The 24,478-nt window shown below is 60.4% G+C and carries 22 protein-coding genes and 1 pseudogene; 13 read left to right on the forward strand and 10 right to left on the reverse strand.

The window, feature by feature from the left end:
• The 3 genes from J4D28_RS29060 to J4D28_RS29070 form a co-directional block, all read right to left on the reverse strand.
• Positions 1-2,784: TonB-dependent receptor (locus J4D28_RS29060; protein ID WP_207246507.1), on the reverse strand; the 2,784-nt coding region annotated here is incomplete at its 3' end.
• A gap of 96 nt (positions 2,785-2,880) precedes the next feature.
• The gene (locus J4D28_RS29065) at positions 2,881-3,846 is read right to left on the reverse strand and encodes a FecR domain-containing protein (RefSeq protein ID WP_103331860.1); all 966 of its coding nucleotides are present in this window, start codon (positions 3,844-3,846) and stop codon (positions 2,881-2,883) included.
• Entirely contained in the window at positions 3,843-4,349 is a 507-nt protein-coding gene (locus tag J4D28_RS29070; protein ID WP_009048295.1) for a sigma-70 family RNA polymerase sigma factor, read from the reverse strand. Before J4D28_RS29070 ends, J4D28_RS29065 begins: the two co-directional genes overlap by 4 nt.
• A gap of 272 nt (positions 4,350-4,621) precedes the next feature.
• Here J4D28_RS29070 and J4D28_RS29075 point away from each other — a divergent pair, with 272 nt between their 5' ends.
• The 4 genes and pseudogenes from J4D28_RS29075 to J4D28_RS29085 all read left to right on the forward strand — a co-directional run.
• Positions 4,622-4,924, forward strand: coding sequence for a hypothetical protein (locus J4D28_RS29075; RefSeq protein WP_009048294.1), 303 nt, complete (start codon positions 4,622-4,624; stop codon positions 4,922-4,924).
• 270 nt (positions 4,925-5,194) lie between these two features.
• Positions 5,195-5,458 carry a hypothetical protein gene (locus tag J4D28_RS29080; RefSeq protein ID WP_023968791.1) on the forward strand — a complete coding sequence of 88 codons (264 nt, stop codon included), beginning with the start codon at positions 5,195-5,197 and terminating at the stop codon, positions 5,456-5,458.
• Entirely contained in the window at positions 5,455-5,610 is a 156-nt protein-coding gene (locus tag J4D28_RS30815; protein WP_371920955.1) for a hypothetical protein, read from the forward strand. Before J4D28_RS29080 ends, J4D28_RS30815 begins: the two co-directional genes overlap by 4 nt.
• Positions 5,546-5,866: pseudogene (locus J4D28_RS29085) on the forward strand (cell filamentation protein Fic); the annotation flags it as partial. The gene J4D28_RS30815 and the pseudogene J4D28_RS29085, both read left to right, overlap by 65 nt.
• A gap of 443 nt (positions 5,867-6,309) precedes the next feature.
• Here J4D28_RS29085 and J4D28_RS29090 read toward each other — a convergent pair.
• The 3 genes from J4D28_RS29090 to J4D28_RS29100 all read right to left on the reverse strand — a co-directional run bounded on the left by J4D28_RS29090 (position 6,310) and on the right by J4D28_RS29100 (position 8,365).
• Complete coding sequence (locus J4D28_RS29090; protein WP_236643444.1) at positions 6,310-6,732, reverse strand: hypothetical protein; 423 nt, start codon at positions 6,730-6,732, stop codon at positions 6,310-6,312.
• Positions 6,710-7,867 (reverse strand): polymorphic toxin type 44 domain-containing protein, encoded by a 1,158-nt coding sequence (locus J4D28_RS29095; protein WP_103331859.1) that lies wholly within the window; start codon positions 7,865-7,867, stop codon positions 6,710-6,712. Before J4D28_RS29095 ends, J4D28_RS29090 begins: the two co-directional genes overlap by 23 nt.
• Positions 7,868-8,092: 225 nt before the next feature.
• Positions 8,093-8,365, reverse strand: a complete 273-nt coding sequence (locus J4D28_RS29100) for a hypothetical protein (RefSeq protein ID WP_103331858.1) — start codon at positions 8,363-8,365, stop codon at positions 8,093-8,095.
• A gap of 451 nt (positions 8,366-8,816) precedes the next feature.
• Between J4D28_RS29100 and J4D28_RS29105 the strand changes: the two genes are divergently transcribed.
• Complete coding sequence (locus J4D28_RS29105; RefSeq protein ID WP_103331857.1) at positions 8,817-10,487, forward strand: P-loop ATPase, Sll1717 family; 1,671 nt, start codon at positions 8,817-8,819, stop codon at positions 10,485-10,487.
• Positions 10,488-10,558: 71 nt separating this feature from the next.
• On the opposite strand, the gene J4D28_RS29110 is transcribed toward J4D28_RS29105, so the two are convergent.
• The 4 genes from J4D28_RS29110 to J4D28_RS29125 form a co-directional block, all read right to left on the reverse strand.
• Positions 10,559-11,107: a cupin domain-containing protein gene (locus J4D28_RS29110; RefSeq protein WP_009043206.1), complete on the reverse strand. Its 549-nt coding sequence runs from the start codon at positions 11,105-11,107 to the stop codon at positions 10,559-10,561.
• 350 nt (positions 11,108-11,457) lie between these two features.
• Entirely contained in the window at positions 11,458-12,738 is a 1,281-nt protein-coding gene (locus J4D28_RS29115; RefSeq protein WP_174248196.1) for an FAD-binding oxidoreductase, read from the reverse strand.
• A gap of 55 nt (positions 12,739-12,793) precedes the next feature.
• Entirely contained in the window at positions 12,794-14,284 is a 1,491-nt protein-coding gene (locus J4D28_RS29120) for an aldehyde dehydrogenase (protein WP_103331855.1), read from the reverse strand.
• A gap of 33 nt (positions 14,285-14,317) precedes the next feature.
• On the reverse strand, positions 14,318-15,694 hold the full coding sequence (locus tag J4D28_RS29125) for a glutamine synthetase family protein (RefSeq protein WP_009048287.1): 1,377 nt from the start codon (positions 15,692-15,694) through the stop codon (positions 14,318-14,320).
• A gap of 265 nt (positions 15,695-15,959) precedes the next feature.
• Between J4D28_RS29125 and J4D28_RS29130 the strand changes: the two genes are divergently transcribed.
• The 8 genes from J4D28_RS29130 to J4D28_RS29165 form a co-directional block, all read left to right on the forward strand.
• Complete coding sequence (locus J4D28_RS29130) at positions 15,960-16,721, forward strand: gamma-glutamyl-gamma-aminobutyrate hydrolase family protein (RefSeq protein ID WP_009048286.1); 762 nt, start codon at positions 15,960-15,962, stop codon at positions 16,719-16,721.
• Between the two features lie 236 nt (positions 16,722-16,957).
• Complete coding sequence (locus tag J4D28_RS29135) at positions 16,958-18,100, forward strand: ABC transporter ATP-binding protein (RefSeq protein WP_009048285.1); 1,143 nt, start codon at positions 16,958-16,960, stop codon at positions 18,098-18,100.
• 41 nt (positions 18,101-18,141) lie between these two features.
• Positions 18,142-19,023, forward strand: a complete 882-nt coding sequence (locus J4D28_RS29140) for an ABC transporter permease subunit (protein WP_162235127.1) — start codon at positions 18,142-18,144, stop codon at positions 19,021-19,023.
• Positions 19,020-19,907, forward strand: a complete 888-nt coding sequence (locus J4D28_RS29145) for an ABC transporter permease subunit (RefSeq protein ID WP_009048283.1) — start codon at positions 19,020-19,022, stop codon at positions 19,905-19,907. Before J4D28_RS29140 ends, J4D28_RS29145 begins: the two co-directional genes overlap by 4 nt.
• Positions 19,908-20,070: 163 nt before the next feature.
• On the forward strand, positions 20,071-21,168 hold the full coding sequence (locus tag J4D28_RS29150; RefSeq protein ID WP_009048282.1) for a polyamine ABC transporter substrate-binding protein: 1,098 nt from the start codon (positions 20,071-20,073) through the stop codon (positions 21,166-21,168).
• 1,020 nt (positions 21,169-22,188) lie between these two features.
• Positions 22,189-22,713, forward strand: coding sequence for a DUF2867 domain-containing protein (locus tag J4D28_RS29155; RefSeq protein ID WP_103331854.1), 525 nt, complete (start codon positions 22,189-22,191; stop codon positions 22,711-22,713).
• A 24-nt stretch (positions 22,714-22,737) separates the two neighbouring features.
• The gene (gene solA / locus J4D28_RS29160; protein WP_103331853.1) at positions 22,738-23,910 is read left to right on the forward strand and encodes an N-methyl-L-tryptophan oxidase; all 1,173 of its coding nucleotides are present in this window, start codon (positions 22,738-22,740) and stop codon (positions 23,908-23,910) included.
• A 174-nt stretch (positions 23,911-24,084) separates the two neighbouring features.
• On the forward strand, positions 24,085-24,478 hold a 394-nt coding region (locus J4D28_RS29165), incomplete at its 3' end, for a CBS domain-containing protein (protein ID WP_207246508.1).

Below are 24,478 nucleotides of genomic sequence, written 5' to 3' on the forward strand. Positions count from 1 at the left end.
GCTCTGTGCCAGCGGGTCCAGGTAGTAGCGATCGGTCAGGTTCTGCAGCGACACGCTGAGTTGAGTGTGTTCCTTCAACTTGTAGTTGAGGAACAGGTCGAACAGCGCCACCTCGCGGTAGACCAGCTGCGGTGTGGTGGCGCCGGTCTGCCAGTTCTCGTCGGCCTTGACCGTCGGGCCGGAGCTGTAGGTGGCGCGCCCGCCAAGGGTCAGGGCTTGGTCGAAGAAGCGCAGGCCCGAGGTCAGGTTCGCCGAGAAGCGTGGCGGGTTCTGGGTGTTGGAGTACGAGCCCATGAAGCTGCCCGGCGTACAGTCCGGCGTGTTGCTCAGGTCCCGATAGCGATTGCTGCTGGCCCGCAGCCGCGCGGCGAAGGCCGAGTCGCAGGTTTCGGTCTTCAGGTAGTAGGTGGACGAAAAGTCCGCGAACACCCTTCCGGCGTCGTAGTGCGATTGCAGCTCCAGGCCGCTGGTCTTGTAGCTGTCGGTATTGCTGAAGCGCATCTGCCCCATCAGGCCCGGGCTCGGGTCGTAGTAGCGGGTGATGTAGTTCTTGATGCTGTTGTTGAAGTAGGCCAGCTTGATCGCCGCCGAGTCGTTGTCCAGCAGCAGGCCTTTGTGCATCGTGCTGGCGCCGATTTCCCAACTGCTGGAGCGCTCGGGCTTCAGGCCCTTGCCCGGCGTGGTCTGCAACACGCCCTGGCTGGTTTCGAACAGCGAGGGCATGCGCAGGCCCTGGGTGTAGGAGGCATAGACAAAGGTGTCCGGCGCCACCTCGAGGTTGATGCCGAAGGCCGGGGCGAAGGCGCCGCCACTGTCGCGGTTCTTTGCGGAATAGTCATAACCGCTGACCACCTCGCCAACCTCGGACGGATAAACCGTCGAGTCGGTCGCGCCGAAGTCGTTGTAGCGGATGCCCTCGAACGGATAGTTGGTGTTGTTGAAGACGATGCCGTTGTTCAACCGTGGGTCGGTGGCGTCGGTGTACTGCCCGTTCGAGTCCGGGAACCACAGCATGTTGCCGTAGCTTTGCTCGTTGGAAACGCTCAGGTAACGCAAGTCGCGCTCCTCCCGGCGCGCCGTCGCATGGGCGACCTTATCCTGGGTGCGGTAGTAGGTATAACGACCGCCGCCCCACAGTGTCAGGCTGTCGATCGGTTTGTACTCGAGCTTGCCGTTCAGGCTGAACTCCTGCCGCTCCCCTTCGCGCAGCATGCGGTTGGCATTGATGTCGTGCTGAGTGGTGACCACGCTTTTTTGCGGCCGCAGGTCCTCGACCTGGAACGAGCCGCCCAGGTCCAGCTTGAAATCGCCATAGTCGCTCTGCATGTGCGAGGTGTTGGCCAGGTCGCCACCAATGCGGCGGTCGGCCTGGCGGCTCCAGCTGCGATCCGAGCGATAGGCTTGCGAAGCCGGTGCCGCCACCGAGGTCAGCTGGCTGGTCTGCGCGTCGGTCATCCACAGGCTGGCCGTCAGGTCCACCAGCGGATTGCCGTCGGGCAGGTAGTGGTAGCGCGCGGTGTAGGTGTCGATCTTGGTATGGCCCAGTGGGTACTGATAGATGCCGCCGGTGCCGAAACGGAAAATGTCCGACGGCATGATCTCGCCGATGCGCCCGTCGTAGCGGCGGTAGCCCAGGTCGAAGCTGTGGCCGTCCGCCGGACGCAGGGTGGTCTTGAGCAGGAAGGATTCGGTCTGCGAAGAGGAGTTCAGCACTTCCTCACCGGCGTTATAGGTGGTGGCCACCGTCATCTCTTCACCGCCGTAACGGTCGTAGGTGCGATAGCGGTCCTGGCCCTTCTTGCCGGCGAAATAGTTGCCCTGGTTGCGGTGGGCATAGGCCGCCACCACATCGAAGAATTCATGGCTATAGGCGAACGCGGCACTGCCGGACTCAGCCTTCGAACCGAACAGGCCGCCACGGCTCTGGTGCGGCTCCGAGAACAGCTCCTCGGTCATCGAATGGCTGTCGCGCGAGGCGGGAGCGATGCCGTTGTTCCACAGATCGCCCTTCAAGCGCAGGCCGATGTTCTTGCCGTCCTGCAGGATGTCCTCGACGCCGAGGGTGCGCATCTTCACCGTGCCGCCGATGGCGCTGGAGGTCAGGCTCGGGCCCTTGTCGATGGCGATGTCGCTGATCAGGTCCGGGTCGATGTAGCTGCGTTGCTGGGTGCCGGCATAACCGCGATAGACATCCAGTGCCTGTTGCGAACCGTCGACGGTCACCGCCACCCGGCTCTGGCCCTGGATGCCGCGGATGTTCACATCCAGTCCACCGCCGTTGCGGCTGTCGCCGACCTGGATCCCAGGCTGGCCCTTGAGCAGGTCGCCGACCGAGATCACGCCAAAGCGCTGCATGTCCTCACCGGAGATATACAGCGAGGATCGCGGCGCCGAATACACCTCCTTCTGCTCAAGGTCTTCGCCAACGACTTTCTGCGATGGCAGCACCATCTCCCCGCCCGCCCGATACAACTCGAAGCTGCCGTCCACCTGGCGCTGATAGCCCAGGCCGGTTCCCGCCAGCAACCGCGCCAGGCCCGCCTCGGTGCTGAAATCGCCTTGCAGGCCCTGACTGCGCTTGCCCTCCGTCAGCGTGGCGCTGCCCGCCATATTGATGCCCGCCTGCACGCCGAAACGCGACAGCGCCTGGTCCAGCGGGCCGGCGTCGATGCTGTAGTGCTGGCGCTCGCCAGCCGCGAACACGGCCGCGCCACAGAGCGGCTGCAGGCTGAGGAAAAGCAGGCCAAAGGTACGGGTACACAAGGCTCGGGCGGGGAAAATCATGCAAGGCTCCTAGGGGTTGGCACCCACCTGTCCCAGTGGGTCATACCTGAAGGCCAAGCCAGATCGAAAAAACTATCGCCCCGGGGAAAAAAAGTTTCAGGCCGGCACCACGGTCACCCAATAACGGGTTCGTCGCTCGATGCGCACCGGCAACGTACTGGCCACCAGCGCCAACGCGGCATCGGTGTCGTCCAGCTGGAAACTGCCGGTCACGCGCAAGGCCGCGACCTCTGCGCTGCAACGCAAAATGCCCGGGCGGTAGCGCGAGAGTTCAGCCAGCAATGTGTCCAGGCGCATGCGTTCGGCCGGCAAGATGCCCCGCAGCCAGGCCTGGGCCATAAACGGATCGACGCGGCTCGGCGCCCTCACGCCCTGGCTATCGACCCGGGTTTGCCAACCAGCCTCCAGCGGCACCGGCACTAAATGGCGCCGCGCACTGACCTGCACCAGACCGCGCAGCACCGTCACCTGGGTGCCCTGCCGATCGTGGCGCACCAGCAGATGGGCGCCACGGCCGTACAGCACCGCGTCCGGGGTCAGCAGTTGCACAGCCGGCGATTCGGCCCGCGCATCCAGCGCCATCTCGCCCTCGATCAATTGCACCCTGCCCCGTTGCTGGGTCAGCTCCAGGTTCACCGCGCTGGCGGTGTTCAGCCACAGCGAGCCGCCGTCCGCCAGGGCCCAGCGCCGACGCTCGCCGATACTGGTGCGGTAAGTCGCCAGGGCCGAACGCAGCAGGGTGGAATCCGCGCCCTGCCAGGAAACCCCGCCGAGCAGCCCCAGGGCGAGCAGGCACTTGAGCACCTGTCGACGCCGCTGCGGATCGGCCCCGGCCGACTCCAGTGCCCGGCGCGCCGTGGCATCGGCCAACAGATTGGCCCCGGGCTGCAGCAACAGCGGCAAACTGCTGACCCGCTGCCAGGCATATTCATGCTCGGCGCTCGCCTGCCGCCATTGCTGCAAAGCCTGGTGCTCGGCGGCACTCATCAGCCCGGACTGCGCCCGGACCATCCAGTCGATGGCACTGTCCCGCACCCGCGGGTTGACCACAGTGCCACTCATTCAAAACGGCTCGCGTAACAGACACTGAACGCCTTGCCCATGGCCCGCTGCACCTGGGCCACGCTCAGGCTCAACCGCGCGGCGATCTGCGGGTAGGTCAGGCCATCGAGCTGGGACAAAAAGAAAATCTGCCGCACCCGCGACGACAAGCCCACCAGCAGCGAATCCAGCTGTAACAGGGTTTCGATCATCAAGTGCCGCTCTTCCGGCGACGGTTCCTCGGCCACCGGCCGCGCCGCCAGGGCCTCCAGGTAAGCCCGCTCGATCGCCTGGCGCCGCCAGCGATTGATCAGCAAGCCATTGGCAATGGTCGCGAGAAACGCCATGGGCTGGCGTAACTCACGCACATCCTCCTGCGAGCGCATCACCCGGACAAAGGTGTCGTGAGCCAGGTCCTCGGCATCGGCACTGTGCCCCAACCGTCGATGCAACCAGCCCCGAAGCCAGCCGTGATGGTTCGCATACAACCGGGCGACGGGCGAGGCAAAGCTGTCGTCGTGCATGTCAGATCCGCATTAATGATAATGCTTCTCATTTTATTATTTGCGGGCGAGGGTTGTACAGCGCCGAGGAGTGGCGCGGGCTTGGGAAGGCCTCCTGAATAGCACATATGACCTATAGGCGCGCCCCAGGCGCCATGCTGAAATGAGTCACTCTACCGAGTCAGATTCAAGAGGGGGTGGCTGGTCAGAATCCCCTGCTTTACGTCTTCCGACGTGCCCCCTGTCGAGGATCGAGGATAACCAGGGCGAAACACTATTAAGGAAAATATGCCATGAACAAAAACTACATCTTTGCCCCCGCGTTACTGCTTCTGGCGGGTACCTTGGCGGGTTGCTCGACCACTCCCAATGTCTTGCAAATACACAAGGTCACCTCGGAAACCATTGGCCTGGCCTCGACCGACGAACTCACCATGGGGCCCGTCACCAAAAGCAAAGAAGACTTTCTCGGCGGCGCGGAACTGAACTTCAAGGCCACCACCGCCAAGGGCCGCGTGTTCAACTGCTCGACCTTCATGACCCCGGGGATTCTGCTCGATCCGCCGAAATATTCACGGCTTACTTGCACGAACTGAGCTGGCGGCAGCGGCTTAAAGCAAAAGGCCCCGACTTGTCGGGGCTTTTGTTTTGATCGATCAGTAGGATTTCACATAGCCTGATCTCAGGCACGACTGCGCGGCGACACCCCCACCAGCCACGCTGCCAGGGCTTCCAGGTAAGCCGCTCGGCTCCCCTTCCCTAATGCCTCTTAACCGCGTAACAAATCGAGGCGGTCGCAAGCTCGGCGCAGACGTAAACAAGCAGGCGTTGATGCGATGATTTGACGGCTAATGGAGGGTTATTTGATGAGCAAAACCGCCACTGCTGGCGTTGCCAGTGAAGTTCGCAAGCTTGCCAAGGCTCACAAGGTCACCACTGAGCCTGACAGCATGAGTTGCATGGCTGTCACCATCACCCGCCTGGCCGGCGACTCGGTCGAGCTGGATAGCATTGAGCGATTGCTGGTCAATCTGAAAAAGAAAGGCGTGCTCAGCAAGACGCAAACCCTTGCATTTCAGGAACGCTATCTCCAGGAAAAGAGGCAGGCCAAAAAGAAACTTAGCGCATGAGCTTCGATCCTTTCGGTGACTTCGAAGCGGCCGGCTATCTTCGAAATCATCAACGCCTCAAAGACCCTGTCGAAGTCAAAGAATCCAATTTTCATGGAGCTATGCTACCGGGCCGGATTCGCCATCAATTGGTCCAGAACGAACAAAGATGACTACCTGCAAGCACTGAGCGACGAGATCCGAGCGCCTTTCCAGGGACACCTCGACAACTACCTGAAACCTTTCGTGACGACCATAACAAGCCGTGACGAGTGGCCACAGATGATCGGCGGCATTCGCGGCCTGGATGGACTCGACAAAGAAGACATCACCTACGAGAGCCTGGATAACCCGCAAGTCCAGCAGATCTACAAAACCTATCGGGCCCAGCCTCAAGACGCCCCGGCGGCACCAGGGGCTGATGACTGAACGAGTTGCCCTCGAAACATTGGGCTGGGGTTGGTGAGAAACCTTCGAATCAAGACCAAACTATTACGGCCACCTTCATCATGAAATCACTATTTATCATTTTCTCGATCTTCCTCGTCGCGGCCCTCTACATCGGCTTCTATGAAAAGATGGAAGACGCCTCCCCGGAAAAAGTATTTTTCATCAAGAAAAGCCCGACATTTCAGATGAAATTTGAAAATATTTTCGCGTATGAATCAGATGACAAAAAACTGAGTGCGTTAAGTGATACGGAACGGCAGTTGGTTATCCAGTACTGCAAGTATCGGCTAGGTATAACTACAACATTAAAAAACCAAGACGAGCTTGAGGAATGCAAAAGAAAGTAAGCTCAACCTCCGCTGCTCCCGATGCCCCTATCCAAGTCACGACCGGGCTTGCACTGCCCGGTTGGGAGTATCGTCTTATGGCTTTGCCCAGTCTCCTTTGCACTGATCCAATCGGTCCTCATCAGTCCCAACGCCTTTCTCTGTGTCGATGTTCCCATTCAGGTCGAGATAGATATGGGTGTTCGGCCATTTTGGGGTGATGCTGACGCAATGGTGGCGGCCCTTTTCGCTCCACCAATCCAACTGCATGAAAAAGTCTTCGTCTGGAAATATAAAGCCGTTATCTGATGTTCCGCCTCCGGGTTGCATCCGTCCTTTATATATCCGGTGCTGCACGTTCCAGATGTACTTCAGCTCTTCCTTGCCGTTTTCGGCGTAGTGAACGGTTACTGTCGGCTCAAGAATGGTCTGCCCTATAAAAAACAATACCGGTAGTAACGGAATGAATAGCAGCCAGGCGCATCCAGATCGTCCCTTACTCGCATTTGTGGTCGTCAATCCCTTCTCCCCAGTTTTCTGGCGGTACTGCTAGTACTTCGTCCATGACCCTCTTCACTGTTATCCCTCCGTTGGGGTGATGGTTGGCGAGCTTCACACCGATACTGATCGCCACCCTATCGGCAACGTCGTCCCATGATCGCAACTCTGTCCATGGGTTGGCTGTTGGGTGGGGGCCGGGGAGTCTCCAATCCTTTTGCGGCTTTTTGACCCACTCCTCCCCCTTCCTTAGGGTGTCCGAGACAATCTGTTCAGCTCCTGCGCCATCCAGCAGCACGCTTTCGGATAGTCCGCCAATAATTCCAACATACCCGTAATGGATATTCGACCAAATATCGTAGAAGTACATGTACTTCCCTTGCTTGTGCCAGAAGGTGCCGTTAAACAGCGCTTTCAACTTGGGCTTATGGTCCCACTCTTGATTCTGACCCACTTTTTTAGTCCAGATCGCCGCTGCCGCAGCTTTCCGGGCTTTTGCAATATCGCCAAAGTTTGGCCGTCCGCCTAGGCGCGCAAACAGCGGTAGCTCTGTGAACCGCTTCGCCGCAACCTCGGGATCGTAGTCAATAAGATTTCTCATCTTCAACACAGCCGGGTCGTGAATATTGCGATTCATCTCGTCAGCGATGTAGGTGGCCAGTTGCTCCATCTGGTCGGGATGGTTACATACAACCGGCTCCGCTGCCCCCGTATCCTGTGTTTTGGACGAATCGCCGGGATCTACCAGAGCATTTGCAGCAACGGCCTTTTCTGTGAGGTTCGGATCAGCCAGCAGAGTAGCCATCTTCTCATCATCTACAGAGCCATCTGGCCGGAATGCCCCTAGCGCTGCGAAGTTGATAATGGCTGCCCCTGGTGCAGCTCCCATCACGAACCCGCCGAAGGTATCACCTGATCCAGTGATGATCGTTCCACCGTGGCTGGTGGGGCTGCCCACATGAGCCAAGGGGCGATAATTGATCAGGATCGAGGGAAAGCCCGTGGTGATGACTGCACCGCAACCGCAAGTGTCACCGACACGAGCGGCACCCATGAAATTGATATGGGCGTCAGCACTGGCAGAAGCAATCGGGGTAATGCCGTGACCGGGCATTGGGCAGACATGCTTGTCACCCAATCGTGCAGAAGAAATCATGCTCCGTCCTTGTTCCGTGCATAAAAAGCCCCCGTCATGGGGGCGAATACCATTTGCAGCTGGCTTCGGGACGTTACTGCATGCGGTTGGAGATGATCTGTAAGGAACATCTGAAAAATTATGAACGCCAGTTTACTTGTCGATGACTAACGCGCCTCGTCCTAGCTTTCTTCCGACAACGCAGGTTACGACCGGGCCTGCACTGCCCGGTCGTTGCTTGTCGGATTAAGCGTTCAGCGCCTGAGACTTATCGCCCAGGGTACGCAACAGATCACAGCCGTCGCTAAGCAACAGGCCGATGGCAAAACGGATCTGAGCGACATCTTGAGCGCCAGAAGCGCAATCGAGGATTTCCAGCAGATTACGGGCAGCGCCGATGCGTTGTTGGGCGCAGGTGTAGAGATCGGAGAGTGAGGCGTTGGCGTCCAGGTAGAGGACGGGGCGGTCGGTGTCGTTGCGGGTGAGTGGAACGAGGTTGCAAATTTCTGTGCGGGTCATTGGTGAAGCTCCATGAGTATTCAAGCCCTGCCTCCGTCATCCAACCGAATAGAGAATCGGTTGTTGAATGAGGCGCTATGCACATAGTTTTTGGCCCGCGATGACCAGTTATCGAATTGCGATAGGAATGCTAGCAAGTGAACAACATCTATGGAGGAAAAAACAAATCGCTCTATCGTTACAAAAAATGAAAAGAATACAAAACCCTATGATCACTATTAACCAAAACCAAATAACTTTACCTACCCCCCGCAGCGGGCAAACACCTATTCATTCAACAATACCACGACAAGGCACCAGCCCTACCCCACCAAGCGTCCATTGGGGCGATGTAGAAATAAGTCGATCACTACAACAAAGTCATAATTGCATACAAAATAGCTCTGTGCCATCATCCACCCCAGCATCTCTCAAACAGATTTACATACAAAGCAAATTGAAGGATCAAGGCATGGTAGATCACTGGACTGAGATTCAGAAACTTAAAGAGCCAAAAAACGACGCATATAATTACAAAGGAAGAAACCACAAAGAATTTTTCTCCAAAATATTTTTGCGTACAAACGATCTAGAAAAATGTAAGGATCCGGACACCTATTTTTTGATAGGTGAAAAAGGTGCCGGAAAAACAGCATATGCTGTCTACCTAGAAAACAACCCTGATACAGACAATGTCAGCAAGCTAACCTCTATGACTGAAACTCAGTACAAACGTTTCATTCAGATGAAAAAAGAGAACAAACTAGCTTTTAGTGACTACGCAAATATTTGGCGATCAATGCTACTCTTCATTATCAGCCAGATGATTATTGAAAAATCTAAAAAGGGGCTTCATAGGTTCACTGGAAAATTTAAAAAGCTTGAGGGCGAAATATCAAAATGGAGCAAAAACGCCCTAAACCCTGAAATAGAAACAGCCTTTGAGGCATTAAACGAGCTAGCTTTCGGGATTGAAGCACAGTCCTCTGGGCTCAAAGGAAATCTTGGCGGAAAAGTGGCTGAGACAGAAAAAAACAGCATTATAAGGCATCATTTATTAGATCTAGAACAGAGTTTTAAAGAAGCGCTTTCCGATCTATCAATAACCAAGAACCATGCACTATACATCGATGGGATCGACTATCGTCCAGAACAGATAAATTATCGAGAATACATTGAGTGTATTAAGGGACTAGGCGAAGCGGTATGGCAGCTAAATACTGACTTTTTTTCTGGAATACGGGACTCCAAAGGTAGAATAAAAATTTGCCTGCTCGTCAGGCCCGATGTTTTAAACTCGTTAAATCTCTATAACTCAAACTCCAGAATACAGGACAACTCCATTCTCTTGGATTGGTCCACTACGGACGATGAGCATAAAGACGCTAAAATCTATGAACTTTGCGACAAATTCCTATCAAGCCAGCAAAACTCAAAAAGATTGACCGGCGCCAGCTGGGAACACTACTTCAACACCCCCAAAGAACCTAGCAAAGTTTTCAAACACCTAATTAAAACCACATTCCACAAGCCAAGAGATTTTTTAACATTTGTTAAAATCGCCCGAGACCTTGAAATAAACAATGGAAAAGGCTCCAATGACACATTCTCTGAAAACATAATAAGCGCACCTCAACTCTCAAAGAAATTCTCAGAATACCTCCTTGGCGAAGTTAGAAACTACGCTGCCTTCTATATGACACAAGAGGATTTTACAAAATACATAAAGTTCTTCCAATTTTTAGATGGAAAGCAGAGATTCAGTGCTGCTCAGTTTTCAGCTGCATTTAAGGCTTTTAAGGAGTGGGCTGGAGGTGAAGATTTCAATGCCCCAATGTACCTCAAGGACGAAGAAACACTTTTACAACTTTTTTATGACGTTAACGTAATTGGATACAGAGAGATCACGGAGCTCGGAAACAACTTCTTCCACTGGGCTTATAGAGAGCGAACACTAAACAATATTGCACCTCGAGTTAAATTTGGAGCGGAACTATTTCTTAATCCAGGTATAGCTAAAGCATTGGATGTTGGAAGTCAGCTGAAAGCCATCGATCAAAAAAGTGATAGAGCTCCATTTCAGGGGCGCCGTAAAAAGCATAGAAACTACCATGGGAAAGGGAGCCCTCAAAAATCAAAGTAACTCCGCTACAACGCCCCTCTTATTCGAAAACGGGGGGCGTTCTGAACTGAGAAAAAATGGAGATACCCAGCTCAAAAATTCGCCGGCGTATTCGCACTAATAATCTCCGCCTCATCCTGCCCAATATTCCGAAATTTATGCGGCAAGGTGGTCGGAAAATAATACCCATCCCCCGGGTTCAACACGCTCACCTGCCCGTCCACCGTCAACTCCACGGTGCCACGGGTCACGAGGCCGCACTCCTCCCCTTCGCTGTGCACTATGGGTTCGTCGCCGGAGCTGGCGCCGGGGGCGTATTGTTCGCGCAGGAAGCGCATCTGGCGGGTTGGCAGGGCGGCGCCGATCAGCAGCAGGCGGGCGCCGTCGCGGCCGAGGTCGGGTTGTTCGTTGGCGCGGAAGACGTATTGGTGTTCGCGCGGGGGCTGGTCGAAGGTGAAGAAGTCCGCCAGGGACATGGGGATGCCTTCGAGCAGCTTTTTCAGGGAGCTGACGGAGGGGCTGACGCGGTTCTGTTCGATCAGGGAGATGGTGGCGTTGGTCACGCCGCTGCGCCGGGCCAGCTCGCGCTGGGACAGTTTGTAGCTTTCGCGAACGAGTTTGAGTCGAGTGCCCGTGTCCATAGCAGCCTTGTGTGAGGTGTACGTGGGGGGTGTTGCAAGTTGGAGTGCGGCCGGTGACTTTTAGTTGCGAAGTTTAGTTGCGAAGTTCGCCGATCCAGTGGCCCCGGAACCTGAAAGGCGGCTATTAAATCACGTTTGTGGGTGGAGCTGTAGCAGTGGCCGACGGTGGTGATTGGCCTTGCCGCAGGGTGTGCCAGGCGTTGAAAACCGGCGGTGTTTTTTCGGGCCTCGGGAGGGCCTTCGGCCCTCATCGCAGCCTGCGGCAGCGGCTACAGGTTTGCGGGTTCGGGGCGGGTCGGGGCTGAAAAAAGCCCGCGCAAGCGCGGGCAAACGCAGGAAGCGTATCGGGATCAGATGCCGAAACGGTCGCGCAGTGCGTAGTACGCCGCGCCCATGGCGGTCAGCGGGGCCTGGAAGGTGCGGCCGCCGATCATCGGCATGTGCGGTAGCGAGGCGAAGGCGTCGAAGCGCTCGGCGTCGCCGCGGATCATTTCGGCGATCAGTTTGCCGGCCAGGTGCGAGCAGGTGACGCCGTGGCCGCTGTAGCCCTGCATGTAGTAGGCGTTCTTTTCGATGCGGCCGAATTGCGGCATGCGCGACATGGTCAGCAGGAAGTTGCCGGTCCAGCGGTAGTCGATCTTCACGTCCTTGAGCTGGGGGAAGGTCTTGAGGATCTTCGGCCGGATCAGTTGTTCGATGTCGTTCGGCTCACGGGCGCCGTAGACCACGCCGCCGCCGTACAGCAGGCGGTTGTCGGCGGTGAGGCGATAGTAATCCAGCAGGTAGTTGCAGTCTTCGACGCAGTAGTTGTTGCGGATCAGGCTGCGGGCCATTTGTGCAGGCAGCGGTTCGGTGACCACGATCTGCGAGCCACACGGCATGCTCTTGCGCGTCACCCGGGGGTCGAGGTCTTGCTGCAGGTAGGCGTTGCCGGCGATCAGCAGGTACTTGGCGCGGACCACGCCCTTGGCGGTGCGCACGATGTTCGGTTCGCCGTAGGTGATTTCCACCGCCGCCGACTGCTCGAAGATCTTGCCGCCCAGGCCAATGATGGCGCTGGCTTCGCCCAGGGCCAGGTTCAGCGGGTGGATGTGCCCGCCCTGCATGTCCAGCAGGCCGCCGACGTAGGCGTCGGAGCCGACTTCCTGGGCGATCTGCGCCTGGTCCAGCAGCTTCAGATTCTTGTTGCCGTAGCGCTCCCAGCTGGCCTTCTGTTCGGCCAGGCCCTTGAGCTGCTTCTTGTTCATGGCGGCGAAGATGCCACCCGGGCGGTAGTCGCACTGGATGTCGTAGTGCTGGATGCGCTGGCGAATGATGTCGGCGCCTTCGAAGATCATGCTGCCCAGCACTTCGGCGCTTTTCTCGCCGTAGCGCGACTCGATCACGTCGACGTCGCGGCTGTAGGAGTTGACCAGCTGCCCGCCGTTGCGCCCGCTGGCGCCGAAGCCGACCTTGGCCGCTTCGAGCACGGTGACGCTGTAGCCCGCCTCGGCGAGGAACAGCGCCGAGGACAGGCCGGTGTAGCCGGCGCCGATCACACAGACGTCGCAGTCCAGCTGTTCTTCCAGTACCGGAAAGTCGGTGGTCGGGTTGCGGGTCGCGGCGTAGTAGCTGTTTACGTAGGTTTGCATTATCGAATTCTCCAGCAGGTGCCAGCCGCAGCCAGCCCCGCCGTTGTTATAAGAGTCAGAGCTTGATCCAGGTCGCTTTCAGCTCGGTGTACTTGTCGAAGGCATGCAGCGATTTGTCGCGACCATTGCCCGACTGCTTGAAGCCGCCGAACGGCGCGGTCATGTCGCCGCCGTCGTACTGGTTGACCCACACGCTGCCGGCGCGCAGGCCACGGGCGAAGCGGTGGGCGCGACTGAGGTTACTGGTCCAGACCCCGGCGGCGAGGCCGAAGATGCTGTCGTTGGCGATCGTCAGCGCCTCTTCCTCGGTGTCGAAGCTGATCACCGACAGCACCGGGCCGAAGATCTCTTCGCGGGCGATGGTCATGGCGTTGGTCACGCCATCGAAAATCGTCGGCTCGACATACAGCCCGCCGGTGCTTTCCAGGGTCCGCGCGCCGCCGGCCAGCAGTTGGCCGCCCTGCTCCTTGCCGATGCCGATGTAGCGCAGCACGTTGTCCAGCTGACGCTGATCCACCAGCGCGCCGACGCGGGTCTCCGGGTCCAAGGCATGCCCGGGGTTCCAGGCCTTGATGGCGTCCACCAGCAGCGGAATGAACTGGTCGCGGATCGAGCGCTCCACCAGCAGGCGCGAGCCGGCGGTGCAGACTTCGCCCTGGTTGAAGGCAATGGCGCTGGCCGCCGCCTCCGCTGCCGCGCGCAGGTCCGGCGCGTCGGCGAACACCACGTTGGGGCTCTTGCCGCCCGCCTCCAGCCACACGCGCTTCATGTTGCTCTGCCCGGAATACACCAGCAGTTGCTTGCCCACCGCGGTGGAGCCGGTGAAGGCCAGCACGTCCACGTCCATATGCAGGGCCAGGGCCTTGCCCACGGTGTGGCCGTAGCCCGGCAGCACGTTGAACACGCCTTTGGGGATGCCGGCATCCAGCGCCAGCTGGGCGATGCGGATCGCGGTCAGCGGCGACTTTTCCGATGGCTTGAGGATGAAGGAGTTGCCCGCCGCCAGGGCCGGGGCGAATTTCCAGCTGGCCATGATCAGCGGGAAGTTCCACGGCACGATGGCCGCCACCACGCCGGAAGCCTCGCGAGTCACCAGGCCCAGTTGGTCGTGGGGCGTGGCCGCCACTTCGTCGTAGATCTTGTCGACGGCCTCGGCGCTCCAGCGGATCGCGTTGGCAGTGGCCGGCACGTCGATGCTCAGGGAATCGCCGATGGGCTTGCCCATGTCCAGGGTTTCCAGGAGCGCCAGTTCTTCCTGGTGCTCGAGGATCAAATCGGCGAAGCGGATCAGCACGCGCTTGCGCTCGGCCGGGGCCTTGCGCGACCAGACACCGGACTCGAACGCCTGGCGCGCCACCTGCACCGCCCGGTTGGCGTCGGCTTCGTCGGTGCTGGCGACGTTGGCCAGGAAACGCCCGTCCACCGGGCTGATGCATTCGAAGGTGGCCGCGCTGGCGGCGTGGCAATACTGGCCGTCGATAAAGGCGCGCCCTTCGAGGGTCAAGGACTGGAAGCGCTGCTCCCAGTCGCTGCGGGATTTAGTCATGGCAAATACTCAACGCAGGAAAAGGAACGGCCGTCAGACCGTGTGCAGGTACCAGTTGTATTCGAGGTCGGAGATCGAGTTTTCGAACTCGGCCAGCTCGCTCTCCTTACAGGCGACGAACACGTCGATGTACATCGGGTCGATGTACTTGGCCATCACCTCGCTGTCGTCCAGCACCCGCAGGGCGTCGCGCAGGTTGCTCGGCAGGCTCTGTTCGTTCTGCTCGTAGGAGTTGCCTTCCACCGGCGCGCCGGGCTCGATCTTGTTGGTCAGGCCGTGGTGAATACCGGCCAGTACCGAAGCCATCAGCAGGTAAGGGTTGGCGTCGGCGCCGGCCACCCGGTGTTCGATGCGCACCGCATCCGCCGAACCGGTCGGCACGCGCACGGCCACGGTGCGGTTGTCGATGCCCCAGCTCGGCGAGTTCGGCACGTAGAACTGCGCGCCGAAACGGCGGTAGGAGTTGACGTTCGGGCAAAGGAAGGCCATCTGCGCCGGCAGGGTTTCCAGCACGCCGCCGATGGCATGGCGCAGGGCGTCGTTGGTTTCCGGGTCGTCGCTGGCGAAGATGTTGTTGCCTTGCTTGTCGAGAATCGAGATGTGCACATGCAGGCCGTTACCGGCCTGGCCCGGGTAGGGCTTGGCCATGAAGGTGGTGTCCATCTCATGGTCGTAGGCGATGTTCTTCACCAGGCGCTTGAGCAGCACCGCGTAGTCGCAGGCCTTGATCGGGTCGGAGACGTGGTGCAGGTTGACCTCGAACTGCGCCGGGGCGCTTTCCTTGACGATGGCGTCGGCGGGGATGCCCTGCTCTTTCGCGCCTTCGAGGATGTCTTGCAGGCAGTCGACGTATTCGTCCAGGTCATCGATCAGGTAGACCTGGGTCGACTGCGGACGCTTGCCGGAAATCGGCGAGCGTGGCGACTGCGGACGACCGTTCACGTTGTCCTGGTCGATCAGGTAGAACTCCAGCTCGAAGGCCGCGCAGATGGTCAGGCCCAGGGCGTCGAATTTACTCACCACCTGCCGCAGCACTTCGCGTGGGTCGGCGAAGAACGGCTCGCCTTCGATCTCGTGCATGGTCATCAGCAGTTGCGCGGTCGGGCGCTTCTGCCAGGGCTCGACGCTCAGGGTGCCGGGGATCGGGTAGCAGATGCGGTCGGCATCGCCGATGTCCAGGCCCAGGCCGGTGCTTTCCACGGTGGAGCCATTGATGTCCAGGGCGAACAGCGAGGCCGGCAGGTTGATGCCCTTCTCGTACACCTTGTGCAGGGCGGTGCGTTCGATGCGCTTGCCGCGCACCACGCCGTTCATGTCGGCAATCAGCAGGTCGACGTAGAGGATCTCGGGATGGTTCTTCAGGAAAGCGTTGGCTTCGTTGAGCTGAACGGCACGCAGTGGGACCGACATGATGCACCTATGTGTTAATTATTATGTTCAAAGCGGTTTCGTGGCAGCAGTCAATCCGAAAGGAAAAGTGAAGTCAAGCGCCAGAAATGGCCGCCGATCGTCAATTATTTTGCGCCTCAAGATCTTTATTTACCTCATAACCCGTGCTGCTCGCGGGTTTCAGACGAAAAACGTTTAGAATTTTTTACACGGAAGTTGTTAATTAAAATCAACGAGGATAAGCTCTCGAAAAACTCGTTCCAGCGTGAATTTCGAGGTGATAAAAATGGCATTCAAGCCATTGATCGGCGTTACTGCGTGCGTCAAAGAGATCGGGCTGCACCCCTACCACGTCAGCGGCGACAAGTACTTGCGTGCTGTCAGCAGCGCGGCCGAGGGCCTGCCCCTGATCATTCCTTCCCTGGCGGACCTCATCGATACCGAGGCTCTGCTGCAGAACCTGGACGGCCTGCTGTTCACCGGCTCGCCATCGAATGTGGAGCCCTTCCACTATCAGGGCCCGGCCAGCGAACCGGGCACCGCCCACGATCCCCAGCGCGATGCCACCACCCTGCCCCTGCTGCGCGCGGCGATTGCCGCCGGCGTGCCGGTACTGGGCATCTGCCGCGGCTTCCAGGAGATGAACGTGGCCTTCGGCGGCAGCCTGCACCAGAAGGTGCATGAGTTGCCGGGCTACCTCGACCACCGCGAGGCCGACCACCCGGACCTGGCCGTGCAATACGCCCCCGCCCATGCCGTCAGGGTGCAACCGGGCGGCGTGTTCCAGGCCCTGGACCTGCCCCAGGAGTTCCAGGTCAACTCGATCCACAGCCAGGGCATCGACCGCCTGGCCCCCGGCCTGCGCGCCGAGGCCCTGGCGCCGGACGGCCTGATCGAAGCGGTGTCGGTGGAACACAGCACGGCCTTTGCCCTGGGCGTGCAGTGGCATCCGGAATGGCAGGTGCTGTCGAACCCAGTCTACCTGCGGATCTTCCAGGCCTTCGGCGACGCCTGCCGGCAACGGGCGGCGCAGCGCAACGGCCACTGATTCAAAGCTTCACCCGCGAAATTGACTGCCACGCCCCCGGCCGGCGGCGGTGCGCCCTTGTGCGCCCGCCTTGGCCTCTGGGGCGGTTCAAGCCACACCCAGCAACATGAAAAACAAGAACCAGCGTCAGGCCGCCAGGACGGCAGCGCCGAATAAACCCGCCACCACGGGTTTGTCATCCATCTATTAAGCCGGGCCGTTTTGGCCCGACGACTGACATCTGTTGGGAGTTCCACATGGCAAACGCCTCCAGCACGTACAGAAAGGCTCTGGAAGGTCACCCGCAACCGCAGAAGGTGCTGGTGAGAGTCGACCGCGTGACCAAGAAGTTCGATGAAACCGTGGCCGTGGACGATGTGTCCCTGGACATTCACCAGGGCGAGATCTTCGCCCTGCTCGGTGGCTCGGGCTCCGGCAAGTCCACCCTGCTGCGCATGCTGGCGGGCTTCGAGCGACCGACGGAGGGGCGTATCTACCTGGACGGCGTGGACATCACCGACATGCCGCCCTATGAGCGGCCGATCAACATGATGTTCCAGTCCTATGCGCTGTTCCCGCACATGACCGTGGCGCAGAACATTGCCTTCGGCCTGCAGCAGGACAAGATTCCCAAGGCCGAGATCGATGCCCGCGTGGCCGAGATGCTCAAGCTGGTGCACATGACCCAGTACGCCAAGCGCAAACCGCACCAGCTGTCCGGCGGCCAGCGCCAGCGCGTGGCCCTGGCCCGCTCCCTGGCCAAGCGGCCGAAGCTGCTGTTGCTCGACGAACCCATGGGCGCCCTGGATAAAAAGCTGCGTTCGCAGATGCAGTTGGAACTGGTGGAGATCATCGAGCGCGTCGGCGTGACCTGTGTGATGGTGACCCACGACCAGGAAGAAGCCATGACCATGGCCCAGCGCATCGCCATCATGCACCTGGGCTGGATCGCCCAGATCGGCAGCCCGGTGGACATCTACGAGGCCCCGGTGAGCCGCATGGTCTGCGAGTTCATCGGCAACGTGAACGCCTTCGACGGCACCGTCATCGAAGACCTGGAAGGCCACGCGGTGATCCACTGCCCGGAGCTGGAACAGAAGATCTACGTCGGCCACGGCGTCAGCACCTCGGTGCAGGACAAGTCGGTGACCTACGCCATCCGCCCGGAAAAAATGCTGGTCAGCACCACCCGGCCCGAGCACCGCTACAACTGGTCCCAGGGCAAGGTGCATGACATCGCCTACCTCGGCGGGCATTCGGTGTTCTACGTCGAACTGCCTGGCGGCAAGATCGTCCAGTCGTTCATGGCCAACGCCGAACGCCGTGGCGCCCGCCCAACCTGGGACGATCAGGTCTACGTCTGGTGGGAAGACGACAGCGGCGTGGTACTGCGCACATGAGTACTTCCACCATGACTCTCAATCAGCGTTTGACCCGTGTGCTGCCCAGCGGTCGCAAGCTGGTGATCGGCATTCCCTTCCTCTGGCTGTTCCTGTTCTTCATGCTGCCGTTTTTCCTGGTGATGAAGATCAGCTTCTCGGAAGCGGCCCTGGCCATTCCCCCCTACTCGGAGATCTACAGCTTCGCCGAACAGAAATTCCAGCTGCTGCTCAACGTCGGCAACTACGCGTTGCTGGTGGGTGACGAGCTGTATATCTCGGCCTACCTCGGCTCGCTGAAAGTCGCCCTGCTCAGCACCCTGATGTGTCTGGTGATCGGCTTCCCCATGGCCTACGCGATCACCAAGGCCAGCAAGGAAACGCAGAACGTCTTGCTGCTGCTGATCATGATGCCGACCTGGACCGCGATCCTGATCCGCGTCTATGCCTGGATGGGCATCCTCAGCAACAACGGTTTGCTCAACGGCTTCCTGATGTGGAGCGGCCTGACCTCGGAGCCGATCGAAATCCTCAACACCAACACCGCGGTCTATATCGGGGTGGTCTACGCCTACCTGCCGTTCATGGTGCTGCCGCTGTACGCCAACCTGGTCAAGCACGACCAGAGCCTGCTGGAAGCAGCGTCGGACCTGGGTTCGAGCAACTTCAACAACTTCTGGAAGATCACCGTGCCCCTGGCCAAGAACGGCATCATTGCCGGTTGCATGCTGGTGTTCATCCCGGTGGTCGGCGAGTTCGTGATTCCCGAACTGCTGGGCGGCCCCGAGACCCTGATGATCGGCCGCGTGCTGTGGCAGGAGTTCTTCAACAACCGTGACTGGCCGGTGGCCTCCGCGCTGGCGGTGGTGATGCTGGCGATCCTGATTATTCCGATCCTGCTGTTCAACCGCAGCCAGGCCAAAGAGATGGAGGGACGGGCATGAAACGTTTCGGATTTTCCAGCCTGATGCTGGTGCTCGGCCTGGCGTTCATTTACCTGCCGATGCTGATCCTGGTGATCTACTCGTTCAACGCTTCCAAGCTGGTGACAGTCTGGGGCGGCTGGTCGGTGAAGTGGTACGTCGGCCTGCTGGACAACCAGCAGTTGATGGGCTCGGTGGTGCGTTCCCTGGAGATCGCCTGCTACACCGCGATCGCCGCGGTGGCCCTGGGCACCCTGGCGGCCTTTGTGCTGACCCGGGTCACCCGCTTCAAGGGCCGCACCTTGTTCGGTGGCCTGGTCACCGCGCCGCTGGTGATGCCGGAGGTGATCACCGGCCTGTCGCTGTTGCTGCTGTTCGTGGCCATGGCGCAGATGATCGGCTGGCCGCAGGAGCGTGGCATCGTCACCATCTGGATCGCCCACACCACATTCTGCGCCGCCTATGTGGCCGTGGTAGTCTCCGCGCGCTTGCGTGAGCTGGACCTGTCCATCGAAGAGGCGGCCATGGACCTGGGTGCGCGGCCGTGGAAGGTATTTTTCCTGATCACCATCCCGATGATCGCTCCGTCGCTGGCGGCCGGTGGCATGATGTCCTTCGCCCTGTCCCTGGACGACCTGGTGCTGGCGAGCTTCGTCTCCGGCCCGGGCTCCACCACCTTGCCGATGGAGGTGTTCTCGGCGGTGCGCCTCGGGGTGAAACCGGAGATCAACGCGGTGGCCAGCCTGATCCTGCTGGCGGTGTCGCTGGTGACCTTCCTGGTCTGGTACTTCGGCCGTCGCGCCGAAGCGGCCCGCAAGCGGGCGATCCAGGAAGCCATGGAATACACCGCCAACGAAGCGTTCCAACCCGCTGCGCAACAGCGCATGCAAGCGACGACGGCCTAGGCCGTCGCGCTCACGACACACAGCGGCGCCTGGATCGCGAGCAAGCTCGCTCCTACAGACATGCACCCTCCCTGTAGGAGCGAGCTTGCTCGCGAAGACGTGCAACCTGACACCCCACGTTCCACATGCAGCAATCTGCACAATAAGAAATGGAGTTGTACCGATGAAAATGCTTGGCAGGACTCTGCTATCACTGTCCCTGATGGGCGCCCTGGTTACCGGCGCCCAGGCCAACGACAAGGAGCTGCGTGTCTACAACTGGTCGGACTATATCGCCCCGGACACCCTGAAAAAGTTCGAGGCCGAGACCGGCATCCACGTCACCTACGACGTCTTCGACAGCAACGAAACCCTGGAAGCGCGCCTGCTTACCGGCAAGTCCGGCTATGACATCGTGGTGCCTTCCAACAGCTTTTTGGCCAAGCAGATCAAGGCCGGGGTCTACCAGGAACTGGACAAGTCGCGGCTGCCGAACTGGAAGAACCTCAACCCGGTGCTGCTGCAGAACGCCGCCGCCAGCGACCCGGGCAACGCCCACGCCTTCCCCTACATGTGGGGCTCGATCGGCATCGGCTACAACCCGGACAAGGTCAAGGCGGTGCTGGGTAGCGACGCGCCGACCAACTCCTGGGACCTGCTGTTCAAGCCGGAGAACGCCGAGAAGCTCAAGGCCTGCGGCATCAGCTTCCTCGACTCGCCGACGGAAATGCTCCCCGCCGCCCTGCACTACCTGGGCTACCCGGTGACCAGCAAGGACAAGGCGCAGATCCTCGAGGCCGAGGCGCTGTTCATGAAGATCCGTCCTTCGGTGACCTACTTCCATTCCTCCAAGTACATCTCCGACCTGGCCAACGGCAACATCTGCGTGGCCGTGGGCTACTCTGGCGATGTGCTGCAGGCCCGCTCGCGCGCCGAAGAGGCCGGTAACAAGGAGAAGGTCGCCTTCAGCATTCCCAAGGAAGGCGCCGGCAGCTTCTACGACATGATGGCCATGCCCAAGGACGCGGCCAACGTCGACAACGCCTACCTGTTCATGAACTTCCTGATGCGCCCGGACATCATCGCCGAGGTCACCAACAGCCTCGGCTACAGCAACGCCAACGCCGCCGCCACGCCGCTGGTGGACGAAGCCATCCGCAACGACCCGGCCTCGTACCCGCCGCAAGCCGTGCTCGCCACCCTGTACGCGGTGCCGGACCAGCCGATCGCCATCCAGCGCGTGATGAACCGTGGCTGGACGCGGATCAAGCTCGGCAAATGACACCTCGCGCCCGCCCGGCCATCGCGGCGGGCGCCGCTGCCCTCTTCCGTTCAGTCGCGCCTTACCACCGCGACACCCCTGCGAACGGGCTCGCCTGGCTCCCTCGGTTCAGGTGACTCCTTGGCGCCCTCCTCGGGCGCCTTTTTTGCTTTCAGGCCGCACAAAACCCTGTAGCCGCTGCCGCAGGCTGCGTATATGCCGAAGGGGCGCGGCGATCTCGAGACCGATGAAGGCCCTGCGGGCCTTGTCGCAGCCTCGCGGGCTCGGCAGCGGCTACAGGGTCGGGGTCTGGCTTTGTGTAGCCGCTGCCGCAGGCTGCGATCGACCCGAAGGGGCGCAACAATCTCAAGACCGCTGAAGGCCCTGCGGGCCTTGTCGCAGCCTCGCAGGCTCGGCAGCGGCTACAGGGGCGCGGCATCAGGCTTTGTGTAGCCGCTGCCGCAGGCTGCGATCGACCCGAAGGGTGCGGCGATCTCGAGACAGATGAAGGCCCTGCGGGCCTTGTCGCAGCCTCGCGGGCTCGGCAGCGGCTACAGGGGCGCGGCATCAGGCTTTGTGTAGCCGCTGCCGCAGGCTGCGATCGACCCGAAGGGGCGCAACAATCTCAAGACCGATGAAGGCCCTGCGGGCCTTGTCGCGGGCTCGGCAGCGGCTACAGGCGGCGCGGGATCAGGCTTTGTGTAGCCGCTGCCGCAGGCTGCGATCGACCCGAAGGGGCGCAACAATCTCAAGACCGCTGAAGGCCCTGCGGGCCTTGTCGCAGCCTCGCGGGCTCGGCAGCGGCTACAGGGATCGGGGTCTGGCTTCGTGTAGCCGCTGCCGCAGGCTGCGATCGACCCGAAGGGGCGCAACAATCTCAAGACCGCTGAAGGCCCTGCGGGCCTTGTCGCAGCCTCGCGGGCTCGGCAGCGGCTACAGGGGCTCGGCATCATCCAGCGGGTCCCCCCAACCACAAACAATGATATTTTTCGCCGCTTGCGGTGCAGCCGGGCACCGCCACTTTTACAGGGAACCGTATCGATGCAGACCGCCGTCCAGCCTTGTCCATTGCCCAGCCAATCCAGCATTGCCAACCTGGCGGTCGGGGCGAGCTTCATCGATTGCCGCCAGGTGCTGGCCAACGACCCCGAGCGCACGGCCATGCGCCACCTGCTCAACCTGATGAGCCAGACCCCGGCCTGGATCGACCGGATGATGGGCCTGCGCAACCGTGTGGTGCAGTTGTTCGGCCTCAAGGACCTGGGGCGCCTGACACGCATCGACCTGACCAGGGCGGACGAGGATTACCGGCCGGACGACCGGGTCGGCATCTTCACCCTGGTTGCCCAGGCCCCCGACGAGGTGCTGGTGGTGGACCGCGACAAGCACCTGGACGTGTACCTGTCCCTCAACCGCCTGCCGCTGACCGCCGAGGGCCTACGCCCGGTGGTGCTGTCCACCGTGGTCCATCCGCACAACCTGCTGGGGCGCCTGTACATGCTGCCGGTAGCGCCGTTCCACCGGCTCATCGCGCCCATGACCCTGGCCAACATCAATCGCCGCTGAGCCGCCACTTTCAAGGACACTGCCATGCAGACACCCGCGTTCGACGTTGTTGTAGTAGGCCTGGGCGCCATGGGCGCCGCGACCCTGTACCAGTTGGCCAAGCGCGGAGTGAAGGTGGCCGGCATCGACCGTTTTGCCCCGCCCCACGACCAGGGTTCGAGCCATGGCGACACCCGCATCACCCGCCAGGCAGTGGGCGAAGGCGCGGCCTATGTGCCGCTGGCGATCCGCGCGCAGCAGATCTGGCGCGAGCTGGAAGCCGAGCAGAATGAACCGTTGTTCGAGCAGTGCGGCGTGCTGGTGATGACCTCCAGCGCCACCCCGAGCGGCCAGGACGCCACGCCGGATTTCACCGAAAACACCCTGGCCCTGGCTCGCCAGTTCGGCATCGAGCATGAGGTGCTGGACGCCACGCAGATCCGCCAACGCTTCCCGCAGTTCACGCCGATCCACGACAGCGCCCTGGGCTACTTCGAACCCGGCGGCGGTTATGTGCGGCCGGAGCGTTGCATCGATGCGCAGTTGACCCTGGCCCGCCAGTTGGGCGCGACGCTGATCACCGGCGAGACGGTGCTGGATATCAAAAACGAGCAGGATCTGGTGCAAATCACCAGCCAGCACCGGCGCATCAGCGCGGCCAAGGTGGTGGTCTGTGCCGGCATGTGGTCCAGCCAATTGCTCGGCGCACCGTTCGACAAGTTGCTGCGGGTGTGCCGGCAGACCTTGTACTGGTACCAACTGGCGGAACCGGTGATCTTCCCCGAGCACTCGCCGAGCTTTATCGTCCACGGCGCCAGCGACGAGCAGACCTGCTACGGCTTTCCGCCGATACCCGGCGAAGGCAGCATGAAGATCGCCACCGAGCAGTACAGCGAGACCTCGACGCCGGACAGCCTGGACCGCCAGGTCAGCGCGGCGCAGAGCGAGGCGATGTACCGCGATCTGGTACAGGTCAATATCGCCGGGGTCACGTCGCAACGGGTGAAGTCCGCGGTCTGCGCCTACACCGTGACCCCGGACTCGCACTTCATCATCGACGAGCATCCGCGCCTGGCCAATGTCACGGTGGTCAGCGCCTGTTCCGGCCACGGCTTCAAGCACTCGGCGGCGATTGGCGAAGCCCTGGCCCAGCAACTGGTGGACGGACGCAGCGAGATCGATTTGAGCGCGTTTTCCCTGGCGCGTTTCGGCCATTGAGTAGCGCCAGGGCGCTCCTGGATGGGGCGCTTTCCAGGCAGAAACGATTCAGTGACGTTTTTCCTCCTGTGGGCGCCGCTTTCAACCTTGCCCCTTCGTTCACTCTCTACGATTCTGTAGAGACCCCCGCGGGGCGGCGCCAGGCCGTCCCAGGCAAAACAACAGGAGCGCCCCATGAAGAGCGTCGCTGAAGTACTGAAGTTGAAGGCCAAGCACAACCAGCAAGTGCACACCATCGCGCCCCATCAGATGGTGCTCGAGGCGCTGATGCTGATGGCCGAGAAGAACGTCGGCGCCCTGCCCGTGATGCAGAACGGCGAAGTGGTCGGGGTAATCAGCGAACGCGACTACGCGCGCAAGCTGGTGCTGCACGGCCGCTCCTCGGTGGGCACGCCGGTCAGCGCGATCATGAGCTCGCCGGTGATCACCGTGGACTCGCACCAGAGCGTGGAAACCTGCATGGGCATCATGACCGACAGCCACCTGCGGCACCTGCCGGTGGTGGAAGACGGCCAGTTGCTGGGCCTGCTGTCGATCGGCGACCTGGTCAAGGAAGCCATCGCCGAAC

The organism is Pseudomonas sp. GW531-T4 (assembly GCF_017349615.1).
GTDB lineage: Bacteria > Pseudomonadota > Gammaproteobacteria > Pseudomonadales > Pseudomonadaceae > Aquipseudomonas > Aquipseudomonas chlororaphis_I.

Excerpts from the sequence above, each read along its gene's own strand:
- J4D28_RS29065 (WP_103331860.1), bottom strand. The coding sequence starts at position 3,846 with ATGAGTGGCACTGTGGTCAACCCGCGGGTGCGGGACAGTGCCATCGAC.
- J4D28_RS29070 (WP_009048295.1), bottom strand. The coding sequence starts at position 4,349 with ATGCACGACGACAGCTTTGCCTCGCCCGTCGCCCGGTTGTATGCGAAC.
- J4D28_RS29075 (WP_009048294.1), top strand. The coding sequence starts at position 4,622 with ATGAACAAAAACTACATCTTTGCCCCCGCGTTACTGCTTCTGGCGGGT.
- J4D28_RS29080 (WP_023968791.1), top strand. The coding sequence starts at position 5,195 with ATGAGCAAAACCGCCACTGCTGGCGTTGCCAGTGAAGTTCGCAAGCTT.
- J4D28_RS30815 (WP_371920955.1), top strand. The coding sequence starts at position 5,455 with ATGAGCTTCGATCCTTTCGGTGACTTCGAAGCGGCCGGCTATCTTCGA.
- J4D28_RS29095 (WP_103331859.1), bottom strand. The coding sequence starts at position 7,867 with ATGATTTCTTCTGCACGATTGGGTGACAAGCATGTCTGCCCAATGCCC.
- J4D28_RS29100 (WP_103331858.1), bottom strand. The coding sequence starts at position 8,365 with ATGACCCGCACAGAAATTTGCAACCTCGTTCCACTCACCCGCAACGAC.
- J4D28_RS29105 (WP_103331857.1), top strand. The coding sequence starts at position 8,817 with ATGGTAGATCACTGGACTGAGATTCAGAAACTTAAAGAGCCAAAAAAC.
- J4D28_RS29110 (WP_009043206.1), bottom strand. The coding sequence starts at position 11,107 with ATGGACACGGGCACTCGACTCAAACTCGTTCGCGAAAGCTACAAACTG.
- J4D28_RS29115 (WP_174248196.1), bottom strand. The coding sequence starts at position 12,738 with ATGCAAACCTACGTAAACAGCTACTACGCCGCGACCCGCAACCCGACC.
- J4D28_RS29120 (WP_103331855.1), bottom strand. The coding sequence starts at position 14,284 with ATGACTAAATCCCGCAGCGACTGGGAGCAGCGCTTCCAGTCCTTGACC.
- J4D28_RS29125 (WP_009048287.1), bottom strand. The coding sequence starts at position 15,694 with ATGTCGGTCCCACTGCGTGCCGTTCAGCTCAACGAAGCCAACGCTTTC.
- J4D28_RS29130 (WP_009048286.1), top strand. The coding sequence starts at position 15,960 with ATGGCATTCAAGCCATTGATCGGCGTTACTGCGTGCGTCAAAGAGATC.
- J4D28_RS29135 (WP_009048285.1), top strand. The coding sequence starts at position 16,958 with ATGGCAAACGCCTCCAGCACGTACAGAAAGGCTCTGGAAGGTCACCCG.
- J4D28_RS29145 (WP_009048283.1), top strand. The coding sequence starts at position 19,020 with ATGAAACGTTTCGGATTTTCCAGCCTGATGCTGGTGCTCGGCCTGGCG.
- J4D28_RS29150 (WP_009048282.1), top strand. The coding sequence starts at position 20,071 with ATGAAAATGCTTGGCAGGACTCTGCTATCACTGTCCCTGATGGGCGCC.
- J4D28_RS29155 (WP_103331854.1), top strand. The coding sequence starts at position 22,189 with ATGCAGACCGCCGTCCAGCCTTGTCCATTGCCCAGCCAATCCAGCATT.
- solA (WP_103331853.1), top strand. The coding sequence starts at position 22,738 with ATGCAGACACCCGCGTTCGACGTTGTTGTAGTAGGCCTGGGCGCCATG.